This window comes from Streptomyces chartreusis, from assembly GCF_008704715.1.
GTDB classification, from domain to species: Bacteria; Actinomycetota; Actinomycetes; order Streptomycetales; family Streptomycetaceae; genus Streptomyces; species Streptomyces chartreusis.
On record NZ_CP023689.1, the window covers coordinates 6,698,886 to 6,711,733 of the forward strand.

Below are 12,848 nucleotides of genomic sequence, written 5' to 3' on the forward strand. Positions count from 1 at the left end.
GGCACTGGGTGCCACCCCTTGATCGTTCATCGATCGAACTCAAACGTGCGGTAAGGCTGCTCATGTGAGCGGGAAATCGCACTTGTCGACGCTCTTGCGTTCAAGAAGTGAAAACATCAGCCCGTCACGGCTTGCCAAGCCTTGACTTTCGATCCACTGGCGGACGGGTGGTTACAGGCGCATGACGCGTGAGTAGACGTACCCAGGCGCCTTCGATCTGGGTATGTTCCTCGCCGTCAGGGCAGCCACCACGTCCTCGAGGGAGTCGAGACCGTGTCGGAAAACAAAGAACCTCACGTAGCGAAGTTCGTTTACGACTTCACCGAGGGAAACAAAGACCTCAAGGACCTCCTGGGTGGCAAGGGCGCCAACCTCGCCGAGATGACCAACCTGGGGCTTCCCGTTCCCCCGGGCTTCACGATCACGACGGAAGCCTGCAAGGTCTACCTCGACAGCGGGGCGGAGCCGGCGGCACTGCGTGACGAGGTGAGTGCGCACCTCGACGCTCTCGAGAGCCGCATGGGCAAGAAGCTCGGCCAGGCCGACAACCCCCTGCTGGTCTCGGTCCGTTCCGGCGCCAAGTTCTCCATGCCCGGCATGATGGACACGGTCCTCAACATCGGACTCTCCGACAAGTCCGTGAAGGGCCTCGCCGAGCAGGCCGGCGACGAGCGGTTCGCGTGGGACTCCTACCGCCGCCTCATCCAGATGTTCGGCAAGACCGTCCTCGGCGTCGACGGCGACCTCTTCGAGGAGGCCCTCGACAAGGCCAAGGAGGCCAAGAAGGTCACGGTCGACACCGACCTGGAGGCCGCCGACCTCAAGAAGCTGGTCACCGCCTTCAAGAAGATCGTCAAGAAGGAGGCCGGCCGGGACTTCCCGCAGGAGCCCCGCGAGCAGATGGACCTCGCCATCGAGGCGGTCTTCAACTCGTGGAACACCGACCGCGCCAAGCTCTACCGCCGCCAGGAGCGCATCCCCGGCGACCTCGGCACGGCCGTCAACGTCTGCTCGATGGTCTTCGGCAACCTCGGCCCGGACTCCGGCACGGGCGTCGCCTTCACCCGTGACCCCGCCTCCGGCCACCAGGGCGTCTACGGCGACTACCTCCAGAACGCCCAGGGCGAGGACGTGGTCGCGGGCATCCGCAACACCGTGCCGCTCGCGGAGCTGGAGTCGATCGACAAGAAGTCGTACGACCAGCTGATGCAGATCATGGAGACGCTGGAAAACCACTACAAGGACCTCTGCGACATCGAGTTCACGATCGAGCGCGGTCAGCTGTGGATGCTCCAGACCCGCGTCGGCAAGCGCACGGCGGGCGCCGCCTTCCGTATCGCGACCCAGCTCGTGGACCAGGGCCTCATCGACGAGGCGGAGGCGCTCCAGCGCGTCAACGGCGCCCAGCTCGCGCAGCTGATGTTCCCGAAGTTCGACGAGGAGGCGAAGGTCGAGCAGGTCGGCCGGGGCATCGCGGCGTCGCCGGGTGCGGCCGTCGGCAAGGCCGTCTTCGACTCGTACACCGCGGTCAAGTGGTCGCGTTCGGGCGAGAAGGTCATCCTGGTCCGCCGGGAGACCAACCCCGACGACCTCGACGGCATGATCGCGGCCGAGGGCATCCTGACCTCGCGCGGCGGCAAGACCTCCCACGCGGCCGTCGTCGCGCGCGGCATGGGCAAGACCTGTGTCTGCGGCGCCGAGGAGCTCGAGGTCGACACCAAGCGCCGCCGGATGACGGTCCCCGGGGGACACGTCGTCGAGGAGGGCGACGTCATCTCGATCGACGGCTCGTCCGGCAAGGTCTACCTGGGCGAGGTCCCGGTGGTCCCCTCTCCCGTCGTGGAGTACTTCGAGGGCCGCATGCACGCCGGTGCGCAGGACGCCGACGAGCTGGTGGAGGCCGTCCACCGCATCATGGCGTTCGCGGACCGCAAGCGCCGGCTGCGGGTGCGCGCCAACGCGGACAACGCCGAGGACGCGCTGCGCGCCCGTCGCTTCGGCGCCCAGGGCATCGGCCTGTGCCGCACCGAGCACATGTTCCTCGGTGAGCGCCGCGAGATGGTCGAGAGGCTGATCCTCGCCGACACCGAGGAGGTCCGCGAGGCCGCCCTGGCGGAGCTGCTGCCGCTCCAGAAGAAGGACTTCGTCGAGCTGTTCTCGGCGATGGACGGGCTGCCGGTGACGATCCGTCTCCTCGACCCGCCGCTGCACGAGTTCCTCCCGGACATCACGGAGCTCTCGGTCCGGGTGGCCCTGGCGGAGTCCCGTCAGGAGCCCCACGAGAACGAGCTGCGCCTCCTCCAGGCCGTCCACCGCCTGCACGAGCAGAACCCGATGCTGGGTCTGCGCGGCGTACGCCTGGGCCTGGTCATCCCCGGCCTGTTCACGATGCAGGTCCGCGCGATCGCGGAAGCGGCGGCGGCCCGCAAGAACGCCAAGGGCGACCCGCGCGCCGAGATCATGATCCCGCTCGTCGGCACCGTCCAGGAGCTGGAGATCGTCCGCGAGGAGGCCGACCAGGTCATCGCGGAGGTCGAGGCGGCGACGGGCACGAAGCTGAAGCTCTCGATCGGCACGATGATCGAGCTCCCGCGCGCCGCGCTGACGGCGGGCCAGATCGCGGAAGCGGCGGAGTTCTTCTCCTTCGGCACGAACGACCTCACCCAGACGGTGTGGGGCTTCAGCCGGGACGACGTGGAGGCGAGCTTCTTCACGGCATACCTGGAGAAGGGCATCTTCGGCGTCTCCCCGTTCGAGACGATCGACAAGGACGGCGTCGGCTCCCTCGTCGCGGCGGCGGCGAAGGCGGGCCGTGAGACCCGCCCCGACCTGAAGCTCGGCGTCTGCGGCGAGCACGGCGGCGACCCCGAGTCGGTGCACTTCTTCCACGAGGTCGGCCTCGACTACGTCTCCTGCTCGCCGTTCCGCATCCCGGTGGCGCGACTCGAGGCGGGGCGCGCGGCGTCGGAGTCGGCGGGCAGCGACCACCGCTAGCGGTACGGGCCGTACGAGCCATCGCGCCCGTACGGCCCCCTCGACCCCGGAGCCGCCGCCCGTCCCCGACCCTCAAGACCGATGGGCGGCGGCTCCGGATCACGAAGGAGGGCGGCACCCGTGCGGGGGTGCCGCCCTTCCGTGCGTCGCGTGTCAGGGCTGTCGGGCCGGGTCAGCCTGTCAGTCGGGCGAGGGCCAGTGTGTGTGCCTGGTCGAGGGAGTCGGCGGCGGCGCAGGGGACGTCCGGCTGCACGCCGGTGCCCTCCCAGTTCGTGCCGGAGACGGGGTTGATGGCGCGGCCCATGGGGATGGTGACCTCCAGGTGCGGGTGCACCGTCCAGCCCTTGCACGGATGTGCGCCGCCGCGGGTGGGCTCGCCGACGACCAGGGCGCGGCCGAGCTGCTGGAGGTCGTACGCCAGCTCCTCGGCGGCGGAGAAGGTGCTGTCGCCGGCCAGCACGTACAACGGCTTGCTGCCGCCGAAGCGGGCGCCGGGAACGTGCGGCAGGCTCCAGGACTGCTCGCGGCGCTCGCCGTCACGCCAGTGCATGGTGTTGAGGTGGGTGCGCTCGTCCAGCAGGTAGCTGCAGACGAAGGCGACCGTGTCCGGGTCGCCGCCCCGGTTGGCGCGAAGGTCCACGATCAGCGCCCGGGCGCGGGAGACCAGGGTGAGCGCGGCGCCCAGCGGTTCGGCTGCCCACTCCAGCGGAAACAGCATCGGTGCCAGCTCCAGTACGGCGACCCCTCCGTCGAGCAGCTCCACCCGGGGTGCACCGCCCAGCGAGGTGTCGAAGTCCCGGCGCATGGCTTCCATGGTGGCCGCCCCCTGCGCGGGGGACACCGGTTCGGTGTGGTGCTTCAGTCTCAGGTGCCGGTCGCCGTTGACGGACTGAAGGTCCCCGGTGACCGCACGGGCGAGCTCCTCGACGCCGTCGACGTCGTAGGCGCCCCCGGCGAGGCGTCGTTGCAGCAGGTCGGCGACCTGCTCGGCTATCTCGGGGAAGACGTAGTGCTCGGTCACCAGCCGGGTGGTCTCGTCGATGACAGGGGCAGGCTGAAGCTCCGTAAGTGTCGTCATGGCTGGTAGTAGAGCACCGACCTTGCGGAAGCGTGCTGACCTGCCGCTAGCGGGGCTTCAGTTCCTCGTCCAGGACCTGCGGCCAGTCCGGGTGGCCCAGGCCGCCGGCCACGAGGAGGTCGCGCCAGTCCGTGCGGGCGAGGCGGATCGCCGAGCGGAAGCGGTTCACGTCGCCGTCCGCGAACACCAGGGCCGCCGTCAGGAGCCGTTCCGGGTCCTCGTGCGAGCGTTCGAGTTCCGTCGCCAGCACACGCAGGGCACCCTCTATCCCCTTGGCGGCGTCGGGATCCGGAAAGTCCCGCTGGATCCTCTTGTGCGCTCGAAATCGGCCCTCTCGCCGGGAAGTTGGCCGGTCGGCCGTGATTGTGCCAACCCGTGGCGACCGCACGGTTAAGAGCTGGGGTGGGGTGGTCAGGGGGGCACAACCCCCCGGAAGTTCGCCTTGTCTGACGCGGGTGAAGTGACTGCCCAATCCATCGAGCGTGGGGAAACCAAACACCATGCGCAGACGCGCCACCGCCGTCATCGCCGGCGCCGCCGCCTTCAGTGCCGTCCTGGCCGTAGCCGCTCTCGCCGTACCGGCTGCCGGGGCCGATCAGGACGACTCGGGCACGAAGTTCTGGAACATCGACGTCAACCACGACCGCGACTACACGGTGGGTGTGGAGGCCGCCAAGAAGAGGGTGTTCTCGGTCTCCGCGACGGTCAGCGACCCGTCGGGTGTGCGGAGCGTGTCGTACGAGCTGTGGCACGGGGCGGACCGGGCGAACGCCGACGGCGTCCTGGTCGGGTCCAGCCACTGCGTGCCGCTCAACGAGACCACCTCCTTCTGCGAGGCCCTCGTGACCGCCGACCCGAACACCAATCTCCGCAGCAACGCCCTCGCCGGTGTCTGGACCATCACCCCCGTGGCCACCGACGGCGCAGGCAACGTCACCCGCGGGGACGGCGCGTACCTCGCACGCATCAAGCGCCCGACCTACATGACCCAGACCGTCGCCACCCCGCAGCCGGTGACCAAGGGCAAGGACCTCACCGTCAAGGCCCGCATGACCGTGGCCAGTTGGCAGACCCACCAGAACGCGCCCCTCATCGGGCACCAGGTGCTGCTCCAGTACCGCAAGGGCACGAGCGGCCCCTTCGTCACGCTGAAGAAGATCAAGACCGACCGCAACGGCTGGGCCACCACCACCGTGAAGGCGACGGCGGACGGCGCCTACCGCTACGACTTCGCCGGCACCAGCCTCACCGTCGCCACGAACGGCTCGGCCGACTACGTCGATGTGAAGTGAGCCCGGCCCCGTGAGGTCACCACCCGCCGCGAGCTGCACCGCGGCGGGCGGCCGTCGCGGCCCTCAGGTGTCGCAGCCCACCCCGTCGTTGTCGCGGTCCAGGTGGGAGCCATAGCCGGGTTCGCCTCGGTGGACGGGGGCCGCGCCGGCCGCGCGGGCCTCGGAGCAGTTGCCGTAGTAGACGTCCGCGCCGGAGGAGTCGTCGTCGGCGACGGTGCCGGTGTCCGGGGCGGGTGTGGCGGTGACCGTCCTGGTCACCCTGACCGTCTTCGTGGCCGTCACCGTCGGGGCCGGCTCGGGTTCGGGCGCTTCGGCCGTCGTGGTGACGGTGACCGTGGGCTGTGGTGATGCCGACGTGGGCTTGGCCTCGGTGGTCTTCGAGTCGTCGCCGGACGCGCCGCCCGCGCCGATGCCGATGAAGAAGGCAAGGGCGAGGGCGGGCAGTACGTAGCGTTTGCGGGCCCACTTCGGGGCCGGGCGCAGCGGTGGCTGCGGCGGCATGGGCGCCGTGGTGTACGGATTGGTCATGTCATCCCCCCACTGGTGTTGCGTGAGGGGATGACCGTAATGCCCGGTGGGCGGGTGTGGTGGAGGTGTGGCTGTTTTGTGACCGCTATGCGCGGAAGGGGCCCCTCACCTCATAGGTGATGCCGCCCGATGAGCTGCCGCTCGTGCCGCGTTGGCTGGAGAAGTACAGGCGGGTGCCGTCGGGGGAGAACGCCGGGCCGGTGATCTCCGAGCCGGACTGGCCGTCGATGCGCAGGAACGAGGCGACGACGTCGTCCGGGGTGATCAGGCAGATCTCCATGTTGCCGCCGTCCTCGGCGACGAACAGGTCACCGGAGGAGGAGCCGGTGATGTTGTCGACGCCGGTGAGCGGGGCCGTGCCGTTGACGAGGGAGTCGTCGTAGGCCAGCTCGTAGGTGTTCGACGTGAGGTTGAGCTGCCAGACCCGGTTGTCGCCCTTGGTCGTGAACCAGACCGTGTTGTCGGCGTAGTGGCAGCCCTCGCCGCCGTTGAAGGACTTGGAGCCCGAGACCTGCGAGCGGGTGGCGGTCGGGGAGCCGTCCGGGTCGGGGACGTTCGCCCAGCTGAAGGAGCCGGAGGTGCCGCTGCCCGCGACCATCACCTGAAGGGTGCCGGAGGACAGGTTGCCCCAGGTCGTCGGCACGAACCGGTAGAAGCGGCCGTTGGTCTCGTCCTCGGTCAGGTAGATCACCTGGCGCACCGGGTCCGCGGCCGCCGCCTCGTGCTTGAAGCGGCCCATCGCGTCCCGGCGGTTCGCCGCGTTCACACCCCACGGGTCGGTCTCGTAGACGTAGCCCAGCGACACCTCCTCGCAGGACAGCCAGGTGTTCCACGGGGTCTTGCCGCCCGCGCAGTTCTGCCGGGTGGACGAGAGGATGCGGTACGCGCCCGTGATCGAGCCCGACGACGAGAACTTCACCGCGCTCGCGCCGCCGGAGGGGTTGATCTCCGAGTTGGAGACGTAGATCCAGCCGCTGCCGTCCGCGTAACAGGCGCCGCCGTCGGGAGCGTTGTGCCAGGTGTACGACGTTCCGGAGACCGTCTGGCCCGAGCGGGCGATGACACGGCTGGTGAAGCCGCTGGGGAGTCTGATGCCGTTGGCGTCGGGGGAGCCCAGCGCCCCGTAGGGGCCGGGGCCGGGCTGGGCCGGCGCGGCGTACGCGGCGCCGCGCCACAGGGTTCCGCCGAAGACGGCGGCAGAACCGCCGAGGACGGCCGCACGCAGCAGATTACGACGTTCCACTCTCACTCCAAGAGGTGGAGACCGCCCCGCCACCGGTCGGCGACGGGGGTCGTGCCTGGGGGGCGGCATGGAAACTAGGGGCGCATGGTGGACGGACCGTAGCCAACGCATGACCGACGGACGGCATACCCGAGTGCTGCATGTGTGCTGCTCATCGGCGCTCAGCTGAGTGTCACCCGCGTACGCTCCCCGGAGTGCTGCCACCCCTGTGCGCCCCCTGAGTATCCCCGCCCTCACGCACGCAACGCCGGTATCACCCGCCTGCGTTGCCCGGACGCCTTGTCGACCCCGGGACCGAGAGGGCCGAGCGGACCGAGCGGCCCGTGGCCCTCGCGCGGCGGCTCCGTCGACGGCAGGCGGATCACCGCGTCCAGACCGCCCGAACTCGCGGCGTGCAGGCTCGCCTCGCCGCCGCTCGCGTGCGCGAGACGCTGGACCAGCGACAGGCCGAGGCCCGTGCCGCCCTTGGGGGCGCCCGGCGCCCGCCAGAACCGGTCGAAGGCGCGGTCCCGCTGCTCCGCGGTCATGCCGGGGCCCTCGTCGGTGATGTGCAGGTCGACCCAGGCGGGACGGGCGTCGCGCAGGGCGCGCCTGGCCGGGACGTGCAGCCGCAGCTCCATCGTCACGGTGGAGTCGCGCGGGGAGGCGCGCAGCGCGTTGGAGAGCAGGTTGTCCACGATCTGCTCGACGCCGCCCGGCACCGCCAGCACCGGCCCCACACTGCCCGCGAACAGCACCAGCGAGACCCGCTGTTGCTCGAACAACGGCTGCCAGGTGCGGTGCCGCTCCGCGCAGACGGCGCCCACGTCGACCTGGGCGGGCGACGCCGAGTCCTCCTCCAGGCGGGCCATCGCCAGCAGCCCCTCGACCATCCGGGACAGCCGGTCCGTCTCGGTCACGGCGGCGGTCAGACTGCCGAGGCCGCGCGCGGAGACGTTCGGCTCCAGGTTCTCCAGCCGCAGCCGCAGTGCCGCGAGCGGCGTCTTGAGCTGGTGCGACGCCTCGCCCGCGAACGCCCGCTGGGCGGCCAGGAGATGGGCGAGGCGGGCCGCCGTACGGTTGAACGCGGTCGCCAGCCGGCGCACCTCCGGCGGGCCCTTCGTCATCGTCACCGGCGTGGCCCGCCCGCCGTCGGCCAGCTCATGGGTGGCCCGCTCCAGTTCACGGATCGGCCGGCCGGTCCAGCGGGCGATGGCGAACCCGACGACCGCGACCGCCGTGAGCACGCCGAACCCGCCGAGGGCCAGCAACAGCCAGACGTGATGGACGCGTTCGTGCACCGTCCGGGTCGGCACCGTCAGCCATACGGCGCCCTGCAGCCCCGAGGTGTGCCGGACCGGCGCCGCCACCGAGAGGTACTCGACCCCGCCGATGGTCGACGTACGCACGTCCACCGTGGAGGTCCCGTGCAGGGCCGCGGCGATACCGGGTCGTGAGGCGAGGTCGGACGACATGACGGCGGCCCGCGGATGCGAGGTCGCGAGCAGCGTGCCGACGGCGTCCACGATCACCACCTTGCCGCCGATCCGCTCGGCGCAGTGCACCACCCGGCGCGGCAGATCCCGCTCCGCACGGCCCGCGCTGAGCGACAGCGAGGCGTACGCGGAGACCGACTCGGCCTCGTCCTTCGCCGCGTTCACCACCCGCTCCCGCTCGCTGCGCGAGTACACGAAGCCCAGCGGGATCTCCAGGCACAGCAGTACGAGCGCGGCCAGGCTGAGGTAGCTGAGCAGCAGCCGGCGGGTCACGGCGAGGACACCTGCTGCCCGCCCGGTTCGGTCTGCACCGCCAGCCGGAAGCCGACCCCGCGCAGCGTCTGGATCCACGCCGGGTTGCCCAGCTTGCGCCGCAGCGAGGCGACATGGACGTCAAGCGTCTTGGTCGGGCCCTCGTAGTGCGGGTCCCACACCCGGTCCAGGATCTGCTGCCGGGAGTACACCGCACCCGGATCCTCGGTCAGCAGCGCCAGCAGCTCGAACTCCTTCGGCGTGAGGGTGACGGGGATCTCGCCGACCCAGACCTGACGGGTGCGGCGGTCCACGACCAACGGGCCGGGAGGGTAGGAGGGCCGGGGTGTCGGGTCGTCGTACGACGGAAGTGGCTCGGCCTCGTACGAGGGTGCGGCGGGCGGCGGGGCGGCCGCCCGTTCCGCCAGCGCCCCGGCGCGCAGCCGCTCCACCAGCGCCTCCGTACGGCCACGGTCCAGCGCCGTCGTCTCGAAGCGCTCCGGCTCGCCCGGAGTCTCCGTACGCGGCGTCTCCGCCGCAGTCTCCGTCCGCTGGGTCCGGCGGGTCACGGCGCGCACCCGTGCCACCAGCTCCCGGATGCTGAACGGCTTCGCGAGATAGTCGTCCGCCCCCAGCTCCAGGCCCAGCACCCGGTCGGCCTCCTCACCCCGCGCACTCAGGATGATGACCGGCACGTCCGAGAGCTGCCGGATGCCCCGGCACACATCGATGCCGTCCATGTCCGGCAACCCCAGGTCGAGCAGGACGACATCGCCGTACGGCCTTCTCAACCCCTCTGCCCCGGTGGTCACGTGATCCACCGTCAGTCCGAAGGAAGCCAGTCCCTCGGTCAGCGGTTCGGCGATCGTCTCGTCGTCCTCGATGAGCAGCACTCGTATGCCCATGCGTCCTGTCTCTCCGTGAATTTGCATTCTCTGCCCTGACGTCGACACGCTACAAGAAACAAGCGCTTGCGGGGCATTGCGACAAAGAATGTCCAATTGCTGGACGCGCTCTGGGTTTTACTTAACCTTCCTCTGGTGTGCCCTCCTCTACGGTGCTGTGAACTGGTCGAACTCCCAGCTGCGGAGGCATCGTTGAAGGCATTGCTGGACCGCGCCCGCTCGTTCAGGCGCAGGGTCGATTTCGAGAGCGTCGAATACCGGAAACTGGCCGAGGGGCAATATCCCGAGGCACTCTTCATAACCTGCTCGGACTCACGGGTCATACCCGCACTGATTACCGGTGCGCGGCCCGGAGAGATATTCGAGCTGCGCAACGCGGGCAATATCGTGCCGCCGTACGGCAGTCCCGGCGCGTCGGGGGAGGCCGCCACCATCGAGTACGCACTGGAGGTGCTCGGGGTTCAGGACATCGTCGTGTGCGGTCACTCACACTGCGGTGCCATGGGCGCGCTGAAGTCCGGCGACGACCTGACCTCGCTGCCGGGCGTGGACGCCTGGCTCCAACTGGCCCGCCCCGAACTGGCGCCGGTCCTCACCGCCGCCTCCGACGACCCGTCGCTGCCGGACGTGGCACAGGGCAATGTCGTCAACCAGCTCGCCGTACTGCGGACCTACCCGGTGGTGCGGCAGCGGCTGGACGGGGGACGGCTGCGGCTGCACGGCTGGTACTACGAGGTCGACACCGGGCAGGTGCACGAGCTGGAGGGCGACGGCCGGTTCCGGGTGCATACCGGATGAGCGGGGCGCATGCGCGCGGGCGGACGCGCGGCAAGGGGGGCGGCCCGAAGGCCGGGGGCACGGGGCCGGCGCAGACCGCGAACGCGGGTCCGGCCCCGGCCCCGGCCCCGGGTGCGGGAGCGGGGGCGGCGAAGACCGGCGGTGCGCGGCTCGATCTCGCCAACGAGATCACCGCCTCCCTCGTCGTCTTCCTCGTCGCCCTGCCGCTGTGCATCGGCGTCGCGGTGGCCTCCGGCGTCCCCGCCGAACTCGGCATCATCTCCGGGGTGATCGGCGGTCTGGTCGTCGGCGCGGTCCGGGGCAGCACGCTCCAGGTCAGCGGGCCGGCCGCCGGGCTCGCCGCGCTGGTCGCGGAGACGGTGCTGGAGCACGGCCTGGCGATGCTCGGCGTGATCGTCCTGTTCTCCGGCATCCTCCAGATCGTCCTCGGCGTCGTACGCCTCGGCCGGATGTTCCAGGCGATCTCCCTGGCCGTGGTCCAGGGCATGCTGGCAGGCATCGGGCTGCCGCTGATGTTCAGCCAGGCCTATCCGATGTCCGACGCCAAGGCACCCGGCACACCGATCGAGAACATGGCCGGGATCCCGGGCCTGTTCGCCGACATCCTCACCGACCCGCAGGCGATGATCGCCACGCTGCTCGGTATCGCCACGATCGTGCTGAGCTTCCTGTGGAAGAAGGCGCCGGGCCCGGCGAAGCGCATCCCGGCCGCGCTGGTCGCGGTCGGCATCGGCATCGCGGTGGCCGCGCTGCCAGGCGTGGACGTGAAGACGCTCCAGGTCGGCAATCTGCTGGCATCCGTACGGGTGCCGGGCGCGGGGGAGTTCGCGGGGCTGGCGGACGCCGCGGTCATCACGTCCGTCCTGACCTTCACGGTGATCGCCTCGGCGGAGAGCCTGTTCACCGCGGCCGCCGTGGACCGTATGCACAGCGGCCCGCGCACCCGCTACAACACCGAACTCATCGCCCAGGGCGCCGGGAACACCATCGCCGGCATCCTCGGCGCCCTCCCGATCACCGCGGTCGTGGCGCGCAGCTCGGCCAACGTCCAGGCCGGTGCGAAGACCCGTATCTCCCGCACCCTGCACGGCCTCTGGCTGCTGGCCTTCGCACTGCTGCTGCCGCAGGTCCTGGCGCTGATCCCGATCTCGGTGCTCGCGGGCGTCCTGGTGCACAGCGGCTGGAAGCTGTTCGCGCCGGAGGAGTTCCCGAAGATGTGGCGCCAGGACCGCGGCGAGTTCGTGGTGATGACGACGACAACACTGGTCATCGTGGCGACCGCGCTGCTCGAAGGCGTCCTGATCGGCCTCGCGGCCGGGATCGTACTGGCGGCCCTGCGCATGTCGCAGACGGTGATCCGGCAGCACGTCGAGGAGGACACCGCGAAGGTCGTCATGGCCGGCAACGCGACCTTCCTACGGCTGCCGCAGGTCATCGAGGCGCTGGAGAGCGCGGCGGCCTCGGGCAGGCCACGCATCCGCCTGGACCTGACCGGCGTGACGCATCTCGACCACGCGTGCCGCAGCCAGGTGGAGGAATTCACCGCGCAGCAGCGGGGGTTGGGCCTTCGCGTGGAGCTGCTGATGCCGGGACCGGCGAAGGCGGAGGCACCGGTCAGCACCGGACCCGCCCCGCAGCCGGAACCCGCGCCCGCGGCGGCTCCCGGCCCGGGCGCCGAGTGGTTCTACCTGGACGCGGGACCGCTGCCCGGCGGCCCCATGGACCCCGCGGACATCTATGCGGAGAGCTACCGTCCGGTCACGTCACGTTAGCATCACGGGTCCTTCATAACTCCGCCGCATCAACGGCCCCTGGCTACGTTCGTCACCTCGTGAACGACCAGGGAAGGACTCCCCGTGAACCTGCTCCGCAAGCCCGGCGCCATCGTCGTCGCCGCGCTGGCGCTGGCCGCACTGCCGTCCATCGCCGCCGCCCATGACGGTGCCCACCCGTTCGAGAACTGCGCCGAGGCGTACGCCAACGGGTACTCGGACATCCCCGCGAGCGACGAGCACTACGGCTCCCATCTCGACCGGGACGGCGACGGCCTCGGCTGCGACAACCCGCCGGCCGGCTTCGTCCCGGTGGGGGAACGACCGGCGGAGGAAGGCGCCGCGGAGGAGGGCACGGCCTCCGGCGAGGAGCAGAACGGCACCGACCTCGCCGCGACCGGCGGCGACGACAGCACCCCGTACCTGGCGGCGGGCGGCGCGGCCCTGCTCGCCGGGGGCGGGGTGCTGCTGGCGCTGCGGCGGCGCGCGAGCCGCTGATCCCCATGAGCCC

11 protein-coding genes are annotated in these 12,848 nt (G+C 70.6%); 5 read left to right on the forward strand and 6 right to left on the reverse strand.

What is annotated here, in order from left to right; all coding sequences use genetic code 11:
- The first annotated feature begins 273 nt into the window (after positions 1-273).
- Positions 274-2,994 carry a pyruvate, phosphate dikinase gene (ppdK, locus tag CP983_RS29465; RefSeq protein WP_125528578.1) on the forward strand — a complete coding sequence of 907 codons (2,721 nt, stop codon included), beginning with the start codon at positions 274-276 and terminating at the stop codon, positions 2,992-2,994.
- Between the two features lie 172 nt (positions 2,995-3,166).
- Here the strand turns inward: ppdK and CP983_RS29470 are convergent, their stop codons facing one another.
- A complete protein-coding gene (locus CP983_RS29470) occupies positions 3,167-4,072 on the reverse strand; it encodes a S41 family peptidase (RefSeq protein WP_150502859.1) in 906 nt (301 codons plus the stop codon).
- A gap of 46 nt (positions 4,073-4,118) precedes the next feature.
- Positions 4,119-4,322 carry a hypothetical protein gene (locus CP983_RS29475; RefSeq protein WP_150502861.1) on the reverse strand — a complete coding sequence of 68 codons (204 nt, stop codon included), beginning with the start codon at positions 4,320-4,322 and terminating at the stop codon, positions 4,119-4,121.
- A gap of 250 nt (positions 4,323-4,572) precedes the next feature.
- Here CP983_RS29475 and CP983_RS29480 point away from each other — a divergent pair, with 250 nt between their 5' ends.
- On the forward strand, positions 4,573-5,364 hold the full coding sequence (locus CP983_RS29480; protein ID WP_125528575.1) for a hypothetical protein: 792 nt from the start codon (positions 4,573-4,575) through the stop codon (positions 5,362-5,364).
- A gap of 63 nt (positions 5,365-5,427) precedes the next feature.
- Here the strand turns inward: CP983_RS29480 and CP983_RS29485 are convergent, their stop codons facing one another.
- The 4 genes from CP983_RS29485 to CP983_RS29500 all read right to left on the reverse strand — a co-directional run bounded on the left by CP983_RS29485 (position 5,428) and on the right by CP983_RS29500 (position 9,767).
- Positions 5,428-5,892: an excalibur calcium-binding domain-containing protein gene (locus CP983_RS29485; protein WP_150502863.1), complete on the reverse strand. Its 465-nt coding sequence runs from the start codon at positions 5,890-5,892 to the stop codon at positions 5,428-5,430.
- 85 nt (positions 5,893-5,977) lie between these two features.
- Positions 5,978-7,135: an alkaline phosphatase PhoX gene (locus tag CP983_RS29490; protein WP_125528573.1), complete on the reverse strand. Its 1,158-nt coding sequence runs from the start codon at positions 7,133-7,135 to the stop codon at positions 5,978-5,980.
- 233 nt (positions 7,136-7,368) lie between these two features.
- Positions 7,369-8,883: a sensor histidine kinase gene (locus tag CP983_RS29495; RefSeq protein WP_150502865.1), complete on the reverse strand. Its 1,515-nt coding sequence runs from the start codon at positions 8,881-8,883 to the stop codon at positions 7,369-7,371.
- Positions 8,880-9,767, reverse strand: coding sequence for a response regulator transcription factor (locus CP983_RS29500; protein WP_189748642.1), 888 nt, complete (start codon positions 9,765-9,767; stop codon positions 8,880-8,882). The genes CP983_RS29495 and CP983_RS29500 overlap by 4 nt, the downstream gene beginning before the upstream one ends.
- A 192-nt stretch (positions 9,768-9,959) precedes the next feature.
- Between CP983_RS29500 and CP983_RS29505 the strand changes: the two genes are divergently transcribed.
- From CP983_RS29505 to CP983_RS29515, 3 genes are all read left to right on the forward strand, one after another.
- Positions 9,960-10,565 carry a carbonic anhydrase gene (locus tag CP983_RS29505; protein WP_150502867.1) on the forward strand — a complete coding sequence of 202 codons (606 nt, stop codon included), beginning with the start codon at positions 9,960-9,962 and terminating at the stop codon, positions 10,563-10,565.
- Positions 10,562-12,337: a SulP family inorganic anion transporter gene (locus CP983_RS29510; protein ID WP_150502869.1), complete on the forward strand. Its 1,776-nt coding sequence runs from the start codon at positions 10,562-10,564 to the stop codon at positions 12,335-12,337. Before CP983_RS29505 ends, CP983_RS29510 begins: the two co-directional genes overlap by 4 nt.
- Positions 12,338-12,421: 84 nt before the next feature.
- A complete protein-coding gene (locus CP983_RS29515; protein WP_150502871.1) occupies positions 12,422-12,835 on the forward strand; it encodes an excalibur calcium-binding domain-containing protein in 414 nt (137 codons plus the stop codon).
- The last annotated feature ends 13 nt before the right edge of the window (positions 12,836-12,848 follow it).